Consider the following 15,338-nt stretch of genomic DNA (forward strand, 5'->3'; position numbering starts at 1 on the left):
GAGGGCGTCATGTCTCAAGCTGCTGCAACAAGCACCGTTTCGACCGATCCGTCCCGCCGGGCGCGTTTGGCCGAATTCTGGTATTATTTCTCCGAGAACCGCGGCGCCGTCATCGGCCTCGTGTTCTTCCTGCTCCTCGTCCTGCTGGCGATCTTTGCGCCGTGGGTCGCACCCCATGATCCGGTGGCGCAGTACCGTGATGCGGTTCTGGTCCCGCCGATCTGGCAGGAGGGCGGCCGCGCCGGCTTCCTTCTCGGCACCGACGCCGTCGGCCGTGACATGCTGTCCCGCCTGATCTACGGCACGCGCTTCTCGCTGTTCGTCGGTGTCATCGTCACGACCCTGTCGCTCGTCGGCGGCATCGCGCTCGGCGTCATCGCCGGCTACTTCCGTGGCTGGGTCGACACCGTCATCATGCGCGTGATGGACATCATCCTCGCCTTCCCGTCGCTGCTGCTCGCCCTGGTGCTGGTGGCGGTTCTCGGCCCGGGCCTGGTCAACGCCATGATCGCGATCGCGCTCGTCTTCCAGCCGCACTTCGTGCGCCTGACCCGCGCTGCCGTCATGAGCGAAAAGACCCGTGACTACGTCGTCGCCGCCAAGGTTGCCGGTGCCGGCCACGGCCGCCTGATGTTCAAGACGATCCTGCCGAACTGCATGGCGCCGCTGATCGTCCAGGCGACGCTTTCCTTCTCGAGCGCGATCCTCGACGCTGCAGCCCTCGGCTTCCTCGGCATGGGTGCTCAGCCGCCGACACCGGAATGGGGCACGATGCTCGCCGAAGCCCGCGAGTTCATCAGCAGCCATTGGTGGGTGGTCACGCTTCCGGGTATCGCGATCCTGATCACGGTGCTGGCGATCAACCTGATGGGTGATGGCCTGCGCGATGCGCTCGATCCCAAGCTGAAGAGGTCCTGATCATGGCGCTTCTCGAAATCGAAAACCTGGTCGTCGAATTCCAGACGGCCTCCGGTCCCTTCCGTGCCGTCAACGGCGTCTCGATGAAGGTTCACGAAGGCGAGGTTCTGGCGATCGTCGGCGAGAGCGGCTCGGGCAAGTCCGTGTCGATGCTGGCCGCCATGGGCCTTTTGCCCTGGACGGCAAAGGTCACCGCCGACAAGCTCACCTTCAACGGTCGCGACCTGCTTGGCATGTCGGCCAATGAGCGGCGCAAGATCGTCGGCAAGGACATTGCCATGATCTTCCAGGAGCCGATTGCCAGCCTCAACCCGTGTTTCACCGTCGGCTTCCAGATCGAGGAAGTGCTGCGCATCCACATGGGTCTCGACAAGGCCGGTCGCCGCAAGCGCGCGATCGAACTCTTCGAAGCGGTCGGCATCCCGGATCCGGCCGAGCGGCTCAGCCATTTCCCGCACCAGATGTCGGGCGGCCAGTGCCAGCGCGTGATGATCGCGATCGCGATCGCCTGCAATCCGAAGCTTCTCATCGCCGACGAGCCGACCACCGCGCTCGACGTGACGATCCAGAAGCAGATCCTCGACCTGCTGATGAAGCTGCAGGCCGAGCACAAGATGGGCCTGATCATGATCACGCACAACATGGGCGTGGTTGCGGAAACCGCCGACCGGGTGGTCGTGCAGTACAAGGGCCGCAAGATGGAAGAGGCCGACGTGCTGACGCTCTTCGAAAACCCGAAGAGCAACTACACGCGCGCACTTCTGGCGGCCTTGCCTGACAATGCGACCGGCGATCGTCTGCCGACGATCTCGGAACTCTTCGTGGACGAAGGAGCGGCCCAATGAGCGTGATCCTCGAAGCGCGCAATCTGGTGCGCGACTACCATATCCCCGGCGGCCTCATGAAGAAGGCGAAGACGGTTCACGCGCTGAAGGGCGTGAGCTTCAGCGTCGAACAGGGCAAGACGCTGGCGATCGTCGGCGAGAGCGGCTGCGGCAAGTCAACCCTTGGCCGTATTCTCACCCTGATCGATCCGGCGACGTCGGGCGATCTTTTGATCGAAGGCAAGAAGATCGACATCGCCAAGGGCGACATGACCTCGGAGATGCGCCGCAAGGTGCAGATCGTCTTCCAGAACCCCTACGGTTCGCTCAATCCGCGCCAGAAGATCGGCGACATCCTGATGGAGCCGTTGGTGATCAACACCAACACGCCGGCCGACGAGCGTCGGGAGCGGGCAATGGCGATGCTGAAGAAGGTCGGTCTCACCGAACTGCACTTCAACCGCTATCCGCACATGTTCTCCGGCGGCCAGCGCCAGCGTATCGCCATTGCGCGCGCGCTGATGCTGAACCCGAAGCTGCTGGTGCTGGACGAGCCGGTATCGGCACTCGACCTTTCGGTTCAGGCACAGGTCTTGAACCTGCTCGCCGACCTGCAGGACGAGTTCAAGCTGACCTACGTCTTCATCAGCCACGACCTCTCGGTCGTGCGCTACATCGCCGACGACGTCATGGTGATGTATTTCGGCGAAGCCGTCGAATATGGCAGCCGCGACGAGGTCTTTGCGGATCCGAAGCACAGCTATACCAAGACGCTGTTTGCAGCGACGCCGCGTGCGGACGTAGAGAGCATCAAGGCTCGCCTCGCCAAGAAGCAGGCGGCCTGATCCTTCGCCGCTCAAATGAAAAAAATGGAAGCCGGGCAGCCCACTGTCCGGCTTCTTTGACTTGAGGGCGCGATAGTGTAGAGGTGTCGCGCCGCCTTCACTTCTCGCCTCTGGGCGGCGGGCAGCCGCTTTTCGGCCGACGACCGTTCGGCCCAACCTCAGGAACACGATCATGGAAATCAAGCGTTTCGAAACCGGCCCCCGTATGAGCCAGGCCGTGGTCTACAACAACACCGTCTACCTCGCCGGCCAGGTCGGCAATGCCGGTGACGATGTCGTGACGCAGACCAAGCAGGCGCTTGCCGAAGTCGACCGTCTGCTGGCGCTCGCAGGCACCGACAAGACCCGCATCCTCTCGGCCACCATCTGGCTCGCCGACATGGCTGACTTCCCGAAGATGAACTCGGTCTGGGACGCCTGGGCACCGCAGGGCCACACCCCGGCCCGCGCCACCGGCGAAGCCAAGCTCGCGACCCCGGAATACCTCGTCGAAGTCATCGTCGTCGCCGCTGCCGCCTAAGGCCCGCGGTACGGGTTTACCCGTCGCTTTCTTTCTGCGCCGCCGGCTCCCGTCCGGCGGCGTTATTCGTTGTGCTGCAGGAGCGCGCGGGGAACCAATCGACCAGCCCGCACGTTAATTGTCCGATCCAACAAACCGGCCAAAAAATCGGGCCAACTCAATTGGGAGGACTGTCTATGCTCTATTGGCTGCCAAGGGTCTGTGTCCTTCTTTTCGCAGTCGTCCTGATCGGCTTCGGTCTCGTTCCGTACACGGCCGCGGGTGTCGCTCATACCTTGCTCGTCATCATACTGGGGCTCGGCCTGCTGTCGCTGACGCTGCACGTCTTTCCGCCCGAACGACATTGATCGAGCATGATCCAAACGGTGAATCGCATTCGCAACCGGAGCGACCGCCCCGGCGCCCCCATCTCTTGTCCGGAAACGCGGAAGCATTTCGCGCTGGCCTGGCTGAAGGAAAGCGAGGAATGATCGTGGACACCTTGCGGCGAGCCGGTGCCTCCTATGAGAAAAAACGCGCCAGGCGCGTCGTCGAAGAGGAGGCGGCGGTCGCGACCGCGGCGCCGTCGACGGAACCGCGTCGCGACGGTATCGACCTCATGGTCGCCTGGAGCATTATCGGCCTCTTCGTGATAGCGGCGTGCGCCGCGGTCTACGCCATGGAGACGATCCTGCTGCCGATCACGCTCGCGATCGTTGTCGGCATCGTTCTCGGGCGAACGGCCGACGGACTGGCGCGTTACGGCCTTCCTCCGATTTTCGGTGGCCTTCTTCTGGCGATGATTTTTGTCACCGGTCTGTCCTGGCTCGTGGATGCGCTGCTCGGCCCCTTGACGGCGCTTGCCTCCGAGGCTCCGAAGCTTGCCGAAAGCGTCGTTGCACGCGTCATGCCGTTTATCGAGCGGTATGAATGGTTGCGGCTGGCAGTGGCGCGCGGCGTCGGCAACGATGCGATTGCCGATACCGTCATGAAGAATGCCGGCCCCATGCTCGCCACCACCGCAGCGGGGCTAACGCCGGCCCTCGTGCAGACCCTGATTTTCCTGGCGGCGCTCGGTTTGTTTCTGCTCGGCCGACTGCAACTACGCAAGGCCGTGATTCTCGCTTTCGCCAGTCGTGAGCGGCGGCTGAGCGCCATCCGCATCATGAACGGCATAGAGGATGCGCTCGCGCGTTACTTCTCCATCGCCAGCCTGATCTATCTGGCGCTCGGAACGGTGACCATGATCATTGCGCTCGTGGGCGGTCTTGCCATGCCGCCGCTCTGGGGCCTGTTTGCCTTCGTATCGAGCTTCATTCCCTATCTCGGCGTGACGGTCATGACGCTCAGCCTGCTCGTGGCAGGGCTGATGACACATGAGGTCCTGTGGCTGGCATTGGCACCGGCCCTAGCCTTTTTCGTCGTTCACCTTGCGATGGAGAACCTCGCGATTCCAGCCGTCCTCGGCAACGAGCTCGAGGTGAACCCGTTCCTCGTGTTCATTGCCATTGTCTTCTGGACCTGGATGTGGGGCGCGGTCGGCGCCATGCTGGCACTACCGCTCTCGCTCATCGTGCTGGCGATCGTCGAAGAGATCGGCGAGCAGCCACCGGAACGCCAGCTCCCCGGATAGGCAGGTCTAAGGAGAAATCAGCGTCGGGCCGACCGTGCGTGCTCGTCGAAGAACAGGGCCTGGCTGATCAGAGCTTTCACCATGTCGGGATTGAACGGCTTGGTGACGAGAAAGGCCGGTTCCGGCCGCTTGCCGGTGAGCAGCCGTTCAGGGAAGGCGGTGATGAAGATTACCGGCACCGCCGCCTGGGTGAGGATTTCGTTGACGGCATCGATGCCCGAGCTGCCATCGGCAAGCTGGATATCGGCGAGCACCATTTTGGGCGATGTCTTGCGATAGAGATCCAGCGCTTCCGTATGGGTGCGGGCGATACCGGTGACCCGGTGGCCGAGGCTTATCACCATGTCTTCGATGTCGAGCGCGATCAGCGGCTCGTCCTCGATGATCAGCACGTCGGTTGCAACCTGGCGCGAGATATCTTCCGACGCGATCGTCAGCAACTTCGAGAACTCGCCCTGGCTCAGCCCCATGATCTCCGCCGCATCGGCGATCGAGAAACCTTCGACGGAAACGAGCAGGAAAGCCTGGCGCGGGGCAGGGGCGATCAGCGAGAGGTTGGCAGCCGCCTGTTGTTCCCAGGCAAAAGGCGAGGCGTTTTCGGTTCGATCGATCGAAATCTTCTCGAACTGCGAGCAGAATAGCTTGTAGAGGCTGATTCGGTCATTCGACGTATCCGGAAAGAGGCTGATGTCTTCGATGAGAGCCTCGAGGACGGCGGCCACATATCCGTCGCCTGCAGCTTGCGAACCGGTGACGGCGCGGGCGTAGCGGCGCAGAAAGGGCAGGTGTGGCGCGATCCGGGTCGAAAGGGACATCAACGACTTCCTTAGGTGCAATACGATTCGTTTGTTTTCTGAGGATAGGGGAGATCGGGCTGAATACGTGAATGGTTTTGAACACGTTTTGCAGCCTAGAGCAAATTCGGCAAACTCGCGATGCGGTCTTCTGTGCGGGTGGGTGGACATCAACGGGAAGACGGCAAGCGGCGGTGGATGCAGAACATGGATGACGGGATCGAAGGAGCGCATGAGCCGGGCAGGGGATTGGATGCGGTCGCCGAAGGCTCGGATGCCCGTGGGCTGATCGGCGCCAGATTGAAGGCGCTCTACCAGGCCTTGGAACAGGAGCCTGTCCCTGACCTCTTCATCGATCTTCTTGAAAAGCTGGATAAGGCGGAAGCGGCGGCGGCTGAGCGCGCGTCCTGAGCTGTGTTAGCTTTAACGAGAGAAACGGGCCTTGGCCCGTTTCTCCATTGTTCGTGCCGATCAGCAGGCGGCCTCATAGCGGCGGCCGTAGCGGTCGCGATAGATGCAGCGGCCCGGCTCGTTGGCGTGGCCGATGAGCGCACCGGCGACACCGCCGATCGCGGCACCCACGGCTGCGCCTCTGACATTGCCCGTTGCTGCGCCGCCGATGATGGCGCCACCGGTTGCGCCGATTGCTGCACCCTTTTCTGTTTGCGTGCAGGCGGCCAGCGGGAGGATGAGGCTTGCTACGATCAGTATCTTTTTCATGACGCGTTCCTATCTGAAGGTTGCTCTGTTGAACGTAGAATCGGTTGCTCGAAATTTGATTTGCCGGGACTGATGACGAACAGAATGACGACAATGAGGCATCTGTCGCACCCCGTGCCGCGTCATTGGCCAGCTTTGACTTGCTCGCAATGAGCGAGCTCGGTGTGGTGTGTCCTTGCCTCCCAGCGTATCCTCCATCGCTCCGCCGCAGTCGCAGCACTTGTTATCGTTGCGAAAACGACGACTGCGGCGTTTTGTTCCATAGCCGCCGCTCGGGCATTGCATCTCTCGGCGGCAGTTGTGTTGAATGATCACACCCTGGCGCGGCGGTGACGGCGGCAGCGGGGACGTTCGTCCGCGCCCAAAAGAGTGAATTAGGGCGCAGCGAACGCATTGCCCGGGCAAAAGGTTCCAACAAAATTTTGATCTCGGCCGGCGGAACACAAGGGCATGCGTCTCCGTTTGCCGTTCTCGAGTTTGATGTTGGGGAGCATGCCCATGGAACATATCGCTGCCATCATGGTCCTGGTCGGTTGCATGCAGGCCACAGACGCTTGCCGCGAAGTGCCGGCGCCGACCGAGGCGTTCGAGACCGTCGACGAATGCCGCGAATTGCTTTCGCCGGCGATCGAGGCGACCGCCGGGGCCTTCAAGCACGCCTATGGTGCCTGCGCCGAGGTCGACCCGGCTCTGTTTGTCGAGGACGCGACCATTGAATGGCACGTCACCCCTCCGGGCCGTTTGCAGGTCAAGGTGCAGGCCGACGACGGCAGCTACGCCGTCGCCGCGCGCCACGACGGCGATGCGAACATCCGCAACTGAGTTTACTGACCGCCCGTGTGTGGCGGCCCCACCAACCGAAAGGCAAAACAATGAATTGGGATATCGTCGAAGGCAAATGGCACGAACTGAAAGGCAAGGTCCAGGCGCAATGGGGCAAGCTCACCAACGACGACCTCGACGTCATCGATGGTCGCCGGCAGGAACTCGCTGGCCGTATTCAGGCCCGCTACGGCGTCGCTCGTGACGAAGCTGAGCGTCAGATCGATGAGTGGATGTCGCGGCGCTAGGGAAGCCTGGCAACAGGACAGAGTGTAACGTCCGGCCCGTGCGAAGTGTCGACCAAATAAAGAAGACGTTCGAACAAGAAAAGCCGCCCGGCCTTGGCCGCGGCGGCTTTTCAATTGTTTTGCGGATTTTGGCTATTTCTTCTGTGCCATCTGTTCGCGCCGGCGAAGTTCTTCGAGAAGATACTCGAGTTTCGAGCTCTGGCCCTCGCCATTGTTGACGTAAAGATCGCGCATCGTCTTACCGATGTGAAGATTTCCATCCGGGAGATCCGTTCGCTCCCGGCCCGCCTCAACCGCAGTTTTCCAGATATGTGCTGTCGGCATCTTCATTTCGACCCTGCGTATTCCATGGGGGAAGAACGTCAGAGTATCGCGAAGGTTCCGGGCGTTTCCGGTACAAATCGTCCCGATTCGGGACTCTTTTGTCTATCGTGGTAAATAATTCCTTACCGGTCCGTGGAAATGAAGAATCTCGCCGGTCGCGTCTCATACGCAATTTGGAACAAAGTGATAGTTGTGGCGTTTGCTTTGCAGTAATGCAGGCAAGGAGAATTGCTATGTTATACTATGTGCTTGTCTTCCTCGTTGTGGCAATCATAGCGGGTGTACTTGGCTTTGGCGGCATTGCGGGTACGTCCGCGGGTATCGCCCAGATCCTTTTCTTCCTCTTTCTCGCCTTCCTGGTGATTTCGCTGGTCGCTGGTCTCGTGCGTCGAGGCTGACAGGAGCGGTCGCAAACCTAAATGGTTCGACACGGGCGGCGGCAACGTCGCCCTTCTTGCTTCGGCGCGAGGCGTCGTCTTGCTTGCCCTTGCAGGTCCGCTTGGCTATTGATGCCGAAATCGCAGCTTTTGCCTTGAGGATACCGAACATCATGAAATCGCTGGAACTGCTCGTCGAGCGGATCATCCTCTCCAGCCGCTGGCTCCTCGTCATTTTCTATCTCGGTCTTGTCGCGGCACTTGCGCTTTACGGCGTCTCCTTCATCTACAAGTTCCTGAAAATCGCGAGCATGGTCTTCGTCTACGATGATGCCCAGATGATCCTGGCGATGCTCGGGCTGATCGACGCCGCGCTGGTCGCGAGCCTGATCGTCATGGTGATGATTTCCGGCTACGAGAATTTCGTCAGCCGCTTTGACGAGGGCGATGCCGAGGTGTCGTTCCTTGGCAAGCTCGATGCCGGCAGCCTCAAGATCAAGGTAGCCTCTTCGATCGTCGCCATCTCTTCGATCCATCTGCTGCAGATCTTCCTGAACACGCAGCAATATTCGAGCGAACAATTGATGTGGGCGACGATCATGCATCTCGCCTTCGTCGTCTCCGCCGTACTGCTCGGCTATCTCGAGCAGATCATGAATGCGCTGAAGAAGAAGTGACGTTTGGCGCCGTGGCTTGAGCGAAGCCGCGGCTTGTCTTGATCGGAAAACGGGGCAGCCGCATATGAAGACTGACGTAGTGGTTCTCGGCGCCGGCATCGTCGGCATTTCCACCGCCATCCATCTGGCGCGGCGCGGCAAATCGGTGGTGCTTCTCGACCGCCGCGGCGCCGGTGAGGAAACTTCCTATGGCAACGCCGGTCTGATCCAGCGCGAGGGTGTGTTTCCCTATGGCTTCCCGCATGATTTCGGCGCGCTGTTTCGCTACGCGTTGAACAATACCATCGACGCCCACTACCACTTCCGTGCCCTGCCAGGACTGGTGCCGTTCCTGGCGCGCTACTGGTGGCACTCCGGATTTACCCAACACCAGCGCATCGCCCATCTCTATGCGCCGCTGATCGAGCACTCGATCACCGAGCACCAGGACCTGATCGAGGCGTCCGGCGCGGGCGAGTTGATCCGCAAGGACGGCTGGATGAAGGTGTTCCGCACGGAGAAGCAACGGGATGCCGCCTACAAGGAAGCGGAAAAGCTCTCGGCCGGCTTCGGCGTCAACCACCAGAAGCTCTCGACCAGCGAACTGAAGACGATCGAACCGTCGATCCGGGCCGATCTCGTCGGTGGCCTGCGCTGGAGCGACCCCTGGTCGATCCGTGACCCGCACAGCCTCAACAAAGCCTACCTTGCCTATTTCCAGTCGCTCGGCGGACGGTTGGTTTCCGGCGATGCCGCCACGACGGAACATGTGCTCGAAGGTCCCGGCTGGCGCGTCGCCACACCGGAGGGGCCGCTGGAAACCCGTGAGGTCGTCGTGGCGCTCGGTCCCTGGGCCGACACGGTTACCCGCAAGCTCGGCTATCATTTCCCGCTCGCAGTCAAGCGCGGCTACCACATGCATTATGGCATGCAGGAGGGCGCTAAGCTCAACAACTGGGTGCTCGACGCCGAGAGGGGTTACTTCCTGGCGCCGATGCTGCGTGGTGTCCGGCTCACGACCGGTGCCGAATTTGCTTGGCGCGACGCACCGAAGACGCCGGTGCAATTGACGCGAGCCGAGCGGGTGGCGCGTGAGTTCTTCCCGCTTGCCGAACGCCGCGACGAGGAACCGTGGATGGGCGCGCGTCCCTGCACGCCGGACATGATGCCTGTTATCGGCAAGGCGCCGCGCCACGAGGGCCTGTGGCTTGCCTTTGGCCATGCGCATCACGGCATGACGCTCGGTCCGGTGACCGGCCGGGCACTGGCGGAAGCCATGACCGGAGAAAAGACGGTCATCGATATCGCGCCCTATCGCCCCGAGCGCTTCCTGGCCTGAAGCACATGCATCACCTCAAGATCAAGTAGGTGAAAAGGCCGGAAGCATCGTTTCCGGCCGTTTCATTTTCTGGCAGATCGTCTCAGGCGTTGGTGCCGCCATCGATGGTGAACTCGGCGCCGGTGACGCTGCGGCCGTCAGGGCCTACAAGCCAGGCGACCACGCCCGCGACGTCACTTGCCTCGTTGAAGCGTGGGATCGCCATCAGCCCACGCTGCGGACCAGCGTGTTCACCATCGGCAGGGTTCATGTCCGTATCCGTCGAGCCGGGATGGACGACATTCACGGTAATCCCTCTTGGCCCGAGGTCGCGCGCCACCGCCTTTGTAAATCCGATAAGGGCGCTCTTGCTGAGCACATAGAGGCTCATGCCCGGCCAGGGAACGCGGGCGGCGAGGTTGCTGCCGATCGAGACGACACGTCCGCCCTCTGGCATATGGGCGGCTGCGGCGCGCGTCGCCAGAAACACTGCCTTCACGTTGATGTCGATCGTCCGGTCAAAATCCTCTGCGGTCACCTCCGTCACCGTTCCGGCGTCGAACACGCCGGCATTGTTGACGAGGATGTCGATGCGGCCGTGTTTCTCGGCAATCGCGCCGACAGCGGCCTCGACCGCGCCCGGATCGCGGTTGTCCGCCTGGACTGCCAGCGCGCTGCCGCCGGCCTTGGTGATTTCCGCCACCAGCGCCTCGGCCTTCTCCTTGGACTGGCTGTAGGTCACCGCGACGGTTGCGCCTTCATCCGCCAGGCGCCTTGCGATCGCCGCGCCGATGCCGCGGCTGCCGCCCGTTACCAGGGCCACCTTGTTTTTCAAACTCGTCACAGGTCTCTCCATATTTGTAGTGATCGATACATATATGGAGAGACGACTTGCCAGCCGCTGTCAAGCGATTTATGTATTGATCGATACAGAAAGGAAGTTGCCTCCATGTCCCGCGGCCGTCCACGCAATTTTTCCCGAGAGGAGGCGCGCGCGAGCGCCATGCAGCTTTTCTGGGACAAGGGCTACGACAACACGTCGCTGACCGATCTGACCCAGGCGATGGGGTTGAAGCCGCCAAGCCTCTACGCCGCCTTCGGCAGCAAGGCGCAGCTCTTCATCGAGGCGGTCGATCTCTATGGCCGGACAGACGGCGCCGGCATCTGGGATGAGTTGGAAACGATGCCGACTGCCAAGGCAGCGGTACATGACCTCTTGAGACGAACCGCCGACAATTTCACCCGCGGCGGCGAACCGCGCGGCTGCATGGTCGTGCTCTCGGCGCCGCAGATGGCGGGTGGGGATGCGGAGGTCTGCGAGGCGTTAAAGCTGCGCCGGCTTGAGAAGCAGGTCGCGTTGGAGCAGCGCTTCGTGCGCGCTGTTGCGGAGGGCGATCTGCCCGAGGGCACGCCGTGCGCGTCAATCGCGGCCTATGTCGCCTCGCTCCAGCACGGCATGTCGATCGAAGCCCGCGACGGGGCGACGCGAGAAACCTTGCTGGCGATCGCCGACTGCGCCGCCGCCGGCTGGGACGCCATGATCGCGGCATCGATCAAGCGAACCTGAGCGACTGTCTTGACCGCCAAGGGCCAGCAGAAATCCCTCCAGCCATTGGCGTCAGCTAGCCGTTACTGTGCCGGCTGGGTCATGCTGGGCGTGGTACCGGGTGTAGAGTTCGGGGTCGAGCCTTGCGTCTCCGGTGCCGGCTGCGGCGTCGATTCGGGTGCCGGCTGGGTGGTCGTTGCGCCGGAAGGTGCCGCGCTGTTATCCGCAGGAGGCGTTGCCTGGTTCGTCGTGCCCGGTGTCGCGGTACCCGGTGCCGTCGTATCCGGCGTTGCCTGGCCGGTCGCCGGCTGATCCGTTGTCGGCGGCGGCGCTGCGGTATTGGCCGTATCGCGGCTCAGTTCAGCCGGCAACCATGCGATCAGCGCCAGCACCAGGCCGGCGAGCAGGATGATGACGATCGGCCAGTTGCTGCGCGAACGGGCCGGAGGCACATCGCTCATCGGCGTTGGCGTCTGCGGCAGAGGCTGCCCGGTCACGGGATCGATCACCGGCTTGTCCTTGAACTCTTCGTGCTGGTTCATTGCGTTCATCCTTTTCTTGGCGTCCTCCTGGCCTCAGGCGGCTGCTCCTGAACCTTCCCGGGCAGCCGTGGGCAGCGGATTTCGCGCCGTCGCGAAGCGACAAGGGCGCCCGGAGGGCGCGTGACATAACCGTAAACGCGTGAAAATTTGCAATGTTCCGGTCGTTACAACCCAAGGGACGTTTGCGCGCGGCCGTCGGCTTTACAGCCATGGTTTCGGCTGCAAGAAATAGAGCGCGCATGGAGGATGAGGCGGCATGAGCGATACAGCGTTTAGCAAGGGCACTTTTGTCGGCCGCGTCTGGCGCCCCGATCTTGGCGGGCCGTCGCTTGTCACGATCCGCGACGGCGCTCTCGTCGACATCACCTCGAAAGAGACGCCGACCGTGCGCGACCTGCTTGAGCTGCCGGATCCGGTTGCGTATTTGCGCTCCGTGTCCGGCGCGCGTCTCGCCCCGCTTGACGCGTGTATCGAGCAAAAGGCCGGCGCATCGATCCTGCATCTCATCGCGCCCTGCGACCTGCAGGCGGTGAAGGCCTGCGGGGTAACCTTCGCGCGTTCGATGATCGAGCGCGTCATCGAGGAGCGGGCGGCGGGCGATGCGTCCCGGGCCGAAGCGATCCGCAGCCGCGTCACTGCCGTCATCGGCGACAGCCTGCGCAACCTGAAGCCCGGATCTCAAGAAGCAGCCCGCGTCAAGGCAGCGCTCCAGGAGGAGGGCGTGTGGTCGCAATATCTGGAGGTGGGCATCGGCCCGGATGCCGAAGTCTTCACCAAGGCCCAGGTGCTCTCGGCGGTAGGTCCCGGCGCCGATGTCGGCCTGCACCCCGCCTCGCGCTGGAACAATCCGGAGCCGGAGATTGTGCTCGCAGTTTCATCGAGCGGCCAGGTCAAAGGCGCCACCCTCGGCAACGACGTCAACCTGCGCGACATCGAGGGCCGCTCCGCGCTGCTTCTCGGGAAGGCCAAGGACAACAACGCCTCCTGCGCCATCGGCCCCTTCATCCGTCTCCTCGACGAAACGTACACGATCGACGATGTGCGCAAAGCCGAGCTCACCCTGGTCGTCGAAGGCGAGGACGGCTACCGTCTCACGGGCCGGAGTTCGATGACGGAAATCAGCCGCGACCCGCTCGATCTCGTCGCCCAGACCATCGGCCCGCACCACCAATATCCCGATGGCGTGATGCTGTTCATGGGCACGCTCTTTGCCCCTGTCGAAGACCGCGACGAACCGGGGCAGGGCTTTACCCACAGGCTCGGCGACGTGGTGACGATCGCCAACGCCGAACTCGGCCGGTTGACCAACACCGTCAGGCTTTCGACCGAATGCGCGCCCTGGAGCTTCGGCGCGGCGTCGTTGATGCGCAATCTGGCGAGGCGCGGCCTGCTCTAGCGCGGCCAGCGGTCGCCTACGTCATCTTCCGCATGATCCAGAGAGCCCGGCCCGGATGGGCGATGTCGGGCACGATTTGAAGGCGTGCATCGTCTTTCAGTCGTTCCGCTTCTGAGGCGTCGAGGAACAGGACCTGCTGATCGGTCTCGTTCGCATTCGGCGTAATCCACCAGTGCCGATCCTCGCAACAAAGACCGGCTTCCGGGTTTTCCTGGATGTACTCGATTGCATACTCAGCATCCGTCTTTCTGCCAGCATCGAACATGAGCCGTCCTCCGCTTGATCGCTTGGATGGAGCGAGATTATGCGCCTGTTGCCGGACTTTGGGCAGCCAGGAAGCATCGTCCGCACATGGCCAACAGCGGCCTTTCCATCTGGTCGGCCAGCGCATAGGCTTGCGCGCCTGGGTTGTCTTCCTGTTGCTGGTCCGCGGTGTCATACATCGCGGATGAGGCAATTTGGCTGCCTTCCGATGGAATTAGTTGAGGTCTGCTCCTACGAGACCCCGTGATGGAGCGCAGCCCCTTGCCGACCAGATACAGATTGGCGATCATCCTGGCCGTTCTGGTGCTTGTACCGGCGGCGTGGTGGCACCTCGAAAACAATGATCCCTGCACGACGGAAGGCTGCGTGTGGATCGTCGGTTTTGGGTTTTTGGCCGTCAGCGCGGTACTCGGTCTTCTCGCGCTGTATCACGCCCTGACAATCCTCGAAGGGCTTTGGACGTCCTTTCTCCACCGCGATGAATAGGCCTCGTCGCCGCTCCTCGCCCACTAGTGCCGGCTGTTCTCTGACGCAAGCTCCAAAAATCGCCCAACCGACCAGAGGTAATTCACAATCTCCAGCTTCAGGGGATCGGGGTTGCCGTACTTCTCTTGAATGCGGTCAAGCGCCTCGATCGCGCTATCCTGTTCGCCTGCATCCCCAATCACGTAGCTGTCGTGCCCCACGGCGGTGATGTCGCACCCGGATTCAATCACCTCGTCTACGAAGGTGGGAATTTCACTGGGCTCCATATGGCGGCGGATGTTTTCAGTCATGTTAGGTCCTCCTTTGAGGCCGCTAGGCGCAATAGTGCTGGTGTGAGTGCGCGGTAGGGCCCATCTGGGGTGGACCCCAGAGCGTATGGGGCGTGCGCTCTGGGATCACTGGCGCCAATGACGGAAGGCTGTCCGATTCGGGGTTGGCGCTAAGTGAGGATGGCCGGTGAATTGGGCACGAGCAACGCCGCTAGGACCTTTGCGTGAACGCGCCAGACCTAAGTCCGGGTTTTCCACTTTTCTGGTCCACGCAAGGAAACGGCCCCGCCACCACCAGGGCCATGAAAGACTGTGTCGCTCAAACGATGGGCGTCGCAGGATCGCTCGCAAGACGTCGTCTGCCGCGTCGATCAGGGTATCTGTGATGTCAGGTGATACCTTGTCGTGTGCGTGAAGACGCCGTCATCGGTCACGAGGGCTCCGCGCCGGCGGCTGCCCGCAATACCGGCCTGCTCGCGCATTTCGCAGATAGCGTCGACGGGCGGCGCGTCTCAGGGAACCGTTGAAAATCAAGGGGAGCCAGTCGCAATATCACGCACACGGCAAGGCGGAGATCAGCCCGATCCGTTCATTCTTCAATTCTGCGAGATAAAACCGTTGGCTGGGGAACCTGGATTCGAACCAGGACTAACGGAGTCAGAGTCCGCTGGTCTACCGTTAACCTATTCCCCAAGGTCGCTGTCGGGCGCTGCCCGTTGCGTCGGTGTGGCGGGCTTATAAACAAAAGCGCGGCCAATGCAAATACCTTTTGGCAAAAAAATGCGATCTCGATGTGGCAGCCGGATTTTTGCACCGGCTTGCCGGCGTCGACGGTGTGTTTAGTGCCAGGTATCAGC

The 15,338-nt window shown here is 62.0% G+C and carries 23 protein-coding genes and 1 tRNA gene; 15 read left to right on the forward strand and 9 right to left on the reverse strand.

The window, feature by feature from the left end; translation table 11 throughout:
- The first annotated feature begins 9 nt into the window (after nt 1-9).
- The 6 genes from I8N66_RS02515 (at nt 10) to I8N66_RS02540 (ending at nt 4,719) form a co-directional block, all read left to right on the forward strand.
- Nucleotides 10-918 carry an ABC transporter permease subunit gene (locus I8N66_RS02515; protein WP_113536362.1) on the forward strand — a complete coding sequence of 303 codons (909 nt, stop codon included), beginning with the start codon at nt 10-12 and terminating at the stop codon, nt 916-918.
- A gap of 2 nt (nt 919-920) precedes the next feature.
- Nucleotides 921-1,763, forward strand: coding sequence for an ABC transporter ATP-binding protein (locus I8N66_RS02520; RefSeq protein ID WP_113536361.1), 843 nt, complete (start codon nt 921-923; stop codon nt 1,761-1,763).
- Entirely contained in the window at nt 1,760-2,587 is an 828-nt protein-coding gene (locus I8N66_RS02525; protein WP_113536360.1) for a dipeptide ABC transporter ATP-binding protein, read from the forward strand. The genes I8N66_RS02520 and I8N66_RS02525 overlap by 4 nt, the downstream gene beginning before the upstream one ends.
- A 172-nt stretch (nt 2,588-2,759) precedes the next feature.
- Entirely contained in the window at nt 2,760-3,107 is a 348-nt protein-coding gene (locus I8N66_RS02530) for a RidA family protein (protein ID WP_060516475.1), read from the forward strand.
- A gap of 176 nt (nt 3,108-3,283) precedes the next feature.
- On the forward strand, nt 3,284-3,454 hold the full coding sequence (locus I8N66_RS02535) for a hypothetical protein (RefSeq protein WP_223726471.1): 171 nt from the start codon (nt 3,284-3,286) through the stop codon (nt 3,452-3,454).
- 134 nt (nt 3,455-3,588) lie between these two features.
- Complete coding sequence (locus I8N66_RS02540; protein WP_162768688.1) at nt 3,589-4,719, forward strand: AI-2E family transporter; 1,131 nt, start codon at nt 3,589-3,591, stop codon at nt 4,717-4,719.
- Between the two features lie 17 nt (nt 4,720-4,736).
- Here the strand turns inward: I8N66_RS02540 and I8N66_RS02545 are convergent, their stop codons facing one another.
- Nucleotides 4,737-5,534, reverse strand: coding sequence for a response regulator (locus I8N66_RS02545; RefSeq protein ID WP_113536357.1), 798 nt, complete (start codon nt 5,532-5,534; stop codon nt 4,737-4,739).
- A gap of 186 nt (nt 5,535-5,720) precedes the next feature.
- Here I8N66_RS02545 and I8N66_RS02550 point away from each other — a divergent pair, with 186 nt between their 5' ends.
- A complete protein-coding gene (locus I8N66_RS02550; RefSeq protein ID WP_162768673.1) occupies nt 5,721-5,924 on the forward strand; it encodes a NepR family anti-sigma factor in 204 nt (67 codons plus the stop codon).
- A gap of 60 nt (nt 5,925-5,984) precedes the next feature.
- Here I8N66_RS02550 and I8N66_RS02555 read toward each other — a convergent pair whose 3' ends face one another.
- Nucleotides 5,985-6,233: a glycine zipper domain-containing protein gene (locus I8N66_RS02555; protein WP_113536355.1), complete on the reverse strand. Its 249-nt coding sequence runs from the start codon at nt 6,231-6,233 to the stop codon at nt 5,985-5,987.
- Nucleotides 6,234-6,731: 498 nt separating this feature from the next.
- Between I8N66_RS02555 and I8N66_RS02560 the strand changes: the two genes are divergently transcribed.
- A complete protein-coding gene (locus I8N66_RS02560; RefSeq protein ID WP_291149305.1) occupies nt 6,732-7,055 on the forward strand; it encodes a hypothetical protein in 324 nt (107 codons plus the stop codon).
- Nucleotides 7,056-7,105: 50 nt separating this feature from the next.
- The gene (locus I8N66_RS02565) at nt 7,106-7,303 is read left to right on the forward strand and encodes a CsbD family protein (RefSeq protein ID WP_057250941.1); all 198 of its coding nucleotides are present in this window, start codon (nt 7,106-7,108) and stop codon (nt 7,301-7,303) included.
- A 132-nt stretch (nt 7,304-7,435) separates the two neighbouring features.
- Here the strand turns inward: I8N66_RS02565 and I8N66_RS02570 are convergent, their stop codons facing one another.
- Nucleotides 7,436-7,627, reverse strand: coding sequence for a hypothetical protein (locus I8N66_RS02570; protein ID WP_291149310.1), 192 nt, complete (start codon nt 7,625-7,627; stop codon nt 7,436-7,438).
- 233 nt (nt 7,628-7,860) lie between these two features.
- Between I8N66_RS02570 and I8N66_RS02575 the strand changes: the two genes are divergently transcribed.
- From I8N66_RS02575 to I8N66_RS02585, 3 genes are all read left to right on the forward strand, one after another.
- Nucleotides 7,861-8,025, forward strand: coding sequence for a DUF1328 domain-containing protein (locus I8N66_RS02575; RefSeq protein WP_291149313.1), 165 nt, complete (start codon nt 7,861-7,863; stop codon nt 8,023-8,025).
- A gap of 152 nt (nt 8,026-8,177) precedes the next feature.
- The gene (locus tag I8N66_RS02580) at nt 8,178-8,681 is read left to right on the forward strand and encodes a TIGR00645 family protein (protein WP_113536351.1); all 504 of its coding nucleotides are present in this window, start codon (nt 8,178-8,180) and stop codon (nt 8,679-8,681) included.
- A gap of 64 nt (nt 8,682-8,745) precedes the next feature.
- Nucleotides 8,746-9,999 (forward strand): FAD-binding oxidoreductase, encoded by a 1,254-nt coding sequence (locus I8N66_RS02585; RefSeq protein ID WP_113536350.1) that lies wholly within the window; start codon nt 8,746-8,748, stop codon nt 9,997-9,999.
- An 82-nt stretch (nt 10,000-10,081) separates the two neighbouring features.
- Here the strand turns inward: I8N66_RS02585 and I8N66_RS02590 are convergent, their stop codons facing one another.
- Nucleotides 10,082-10,822, reverse strand: a complete 741-nt coding sequence (locus tag I8N66_RS02590; RefSeq protein WP_162768672.1) for a 3-oxoacyl-ACP reductase family protein — start codon at nt 10,820-10,822, stop codon at nt 10,082-10,084.
- Nucleotides 10,823-10,927: 105 nt separating this feature from the next.
- On the opposite strand from I8N66_RS02590, the gene I8N66_RS02595 reads away from it, so the two are divergent.
- Complete coding sequence (locus I8N66_RS02595) at nt 10,928-11,545, forward strand: TetR/AcrR family transcriptional regulator (RefSeq protein ID WP_291149317.1); 618 nt, start codon at nt 10,928-10,930, stop codon at nt 11,543-11,545.
- A 62-nt stretch (nt 11,546-11,607) separates the two neighbouring features.
- Here the strand turns inward: I8N66_RS02595 and I8N66_RS02600 are convergent, their stop codons facing one another.
- The gene (locus I8N66_RS02600) at nt 11,608-12,066 is read right to left on the reverse strand and encodes a hypothetical protein (protein WP_365886692.1); all 459 of its coding nucleotides are present in this window, start codon (nt 12,064-12,066) and stop codon (nt 11,608-11,610) included.
- Between the two features lie 256 nt (nt 12,067-12,322).
- Between I8N66_RS02600 and I8N66_RS02605 the strand changes: the two genes are divergently transcribed.
- Nucleotides 12,323-13,462, forward strand: coding sequence for a fumarylacetoacetate hydrolase family protein (locus tag I8N66_RS02605; protein WP_113536346.1), 1,140 nt, complete (start codon nt 12,323-12,325; stop codon nt 13,460-13,462).
- Between the two features lie 16 nt (nt 13,463-13,478).
- Here the strand turns inward: I8N66_RS02605 and I8N66_RS02610 are convergent, their stop codons facing one another.
- Nucleotides 13,479-13,727, reverse strand: coding sequence for a hypothetical protein (locus I8N66_RS02610; protein WP_113536749.1), 249 nt, complete (start codon nt 13,725-13,727; stop codon nt 13,479-13,481).
- A gap of 37 nt (nt 13,728-13,764) precedes the next feature.
- The gene (locus I8N66_RS02615; protein ID WP_291149323.1) at nt 13,765-14,016 is read right to left on the reverse strand and encodes a hypothetical protein; all 252 of its coding nucleotides are present in this window, start codon (nt 14,014-14,016) and stop codon (nt 13,765-13,767) included.
- Between I8N66_RS02615 and I8N66_RS02620 the strand changes: the two genes are divergently transcribed.
- Nucleotides 14,006-14,212: a hypothetical protein gene (locus I8N66_RS02620; RefSeq protein WP_113536345.1), complete on the forward strand. Its 207-nt coding sequence runs from the start codon at nt 14,006-14,008 to the stop codon at nt 14,210-14,212. The two genes, I8N66_RS02615 and I8N66_RS02620, sit on opposite strands and share 11 nt — an antisense overlap.
- Before the next feature lie 23 nt (nt 14,213-14,235).
- On the opposite strand, the gene I8N66_RS02625 is transcribed toward I8N66_RS02620, so the two are convergent.
- A complete protein-coding gene (locus I8N66_RS02625; protein WP_291149327.1) occupies nt 14,236-14,502 on the reverse strand; it encodes a hypothetical protein in 267 nt (88 codons plus the stop codon).
- Nucleotides 14,503-15,100: 598 nt separating this feature from the next.
- Nucleotides 15,101-15,174 (reverse strand) — tRNA-Gln (locus I8N66_RS02630).
- Nucleotides 15,175-15,338: the final 164 nt, after the last annotated feature.

The organism is Ensifer sp. SSB1 (assembly GCF_016652895.1).
In the GTDB taxonomy this organism is placed as follows: Bacteria; Pseudomonadota; Alphaproteobacteria; order Rhizobiales; family Rhizobiaceae; genus Ensifer.

Excerpts from the sequence above, each read along its gene's own strand:
- I8N66_RS02580 (WP_113536351.1), top strand. The coding sequence starts at position 8,178 with ATGAAATCGCTGGAACTGCTCGTCGAGCGGATCATCCTCTCCAGCCGC.
- I8N66_RS02565 (WP_057250941.1), top strand. The coding sequence starts at position 7,106 with ATGAATTGGGATATCGTCGAAGGCAAATGGCACGAACTGAAAGGCAAG.
- I8N66_RS02520 (WP_113536361.1), top strand. The coding sequence starts at position 921 with ATGGCGCTTCTCGAAATCGAAAACCTGGTCGTCGAATTCCAGACGGCC.
- I8N66_RS02525 (WP_113536360.1), top strand. The coding sequence starts at position 1,760 with ATGAGCGTGATCCTCGAAGCGCGCAATCTGGTGCGCGACTACCATATC.
- I8N66_RS02600 (WP_365886692.1), bottom strand. The coding sequence starts at position 12,066 with ATGAACCAGCACGAAGAGTTCAAGGACAAGCCGGTGATCGATCCCGTG.
- I8N66_RS02610 (WP_113536749.1), bottom strand. The coding sequence starts at position 13,727 with ATGTTCGATGCTGGCAGAAAGACGGATGCTGAGTATGCAATCGAGTAC.
- I8N66_RS02530 (WP_060516475.1), top strand. The coding sequence starts at position 2,760 with ATGGAAATCAAGCGTTTCGAAACCGGCCCCCGTATGAGCCAGGCCGTG.
- I8N66_RS02545 (WP_113536357.1), bottom strand. The coding sequence starts at position 5,534 with ATGTCCCTTTCGACCCGGATCGCGCCACACCTGCCCTTTCTGCGCCGC.
- I8N66_RS02535 (WP_223726471.1), top strand. The coding sequence starts at position 3,284 with ATGCTCTATTGGCTGCCAAGGGTCTGTGTCCTTCTTTTCGCAGTCGTC.
- I8N66_RS02555 (WP_113536355.1), bottom strand. The coding sequence starts at position 6,233 with ATGAAAAAGATACTGATCGTAGCAAGCCTCATCCTCCCGCTGGCCGCC.
- I8N66_RS02575 (WP_291149313.1), top strand. The coding sequence starts at position 7,861 with ATGTTATACTATGTGCTTGTCTTCCTCGTTGTGGCAATCATAGCGGGT.
- I8N66_RS02585 (WP_113536350.1), top strand. The coding sequence starts at position 8,746 with ATGAAGACTGACGTAGTGGTTCTCGGCGCCGGCATCGTCGGCATTTCC.
- I8N66_RS02515 (WP_113536362.1), top strand. The coding sequence starts at position 10 with ATGTCTCAAGCTGCTGCAACAAGCACCGTTTCGACCGATCCGTCCCGC.
- I8N66_RS02570 (WP_291149310.1), bottom strand. The coding sequence starts at position 7,627 with ATGCCGACAGCACATATCTGGAAAACTGCGGTTGAGGCGGGCCGGGAG.
- I8N66_RS02595 (WP_291149317.1), top strand. The coding sequence starts at position 10,928 with ATGTCCCGCGGCCGTCCACGCAATTTTTCCCGAGAGGAGGCGCGCGCG.
- I8N66_RS02550 (WP_162768673.1), top strand. The coding sequence starts at position 5,721 with ATGGATGACGGGATCGAAGGAGCGCATGAGCCGGGCAGGGGATTGGAT.
- I8N66_RS02615 (WP_291149323.1), bottom strand. The coding sequence starts at position 14,016 with ATGATCGCCAATCTGTATCTGGTCGGCAAGGGGCTGCGCTCCATCACG.
- I8N66_RS02560 (WP_291149305.1), top strand. The coding sequence starts at position 6,732 with ATGGAACATATCGCTGCCATCATGGTCCTGGTCGGTTGCATGCAGGCC.
- I8N66_RS02625 (WP_291149327.1), bottom strand. The coding sequence starts at position 14,502 with ATGACTGAAAACATCCGCCGCCATATGGAGCCCAGTGAAATTCCCACC.
- I8N66_RS02605 (WP_113536346.1), top strand. The coding sequence starts at position 12,323 with ATGAGCGATACAGCGTTTAGCAAGGGCACTTTTGTCGGCCGCGTCTGG.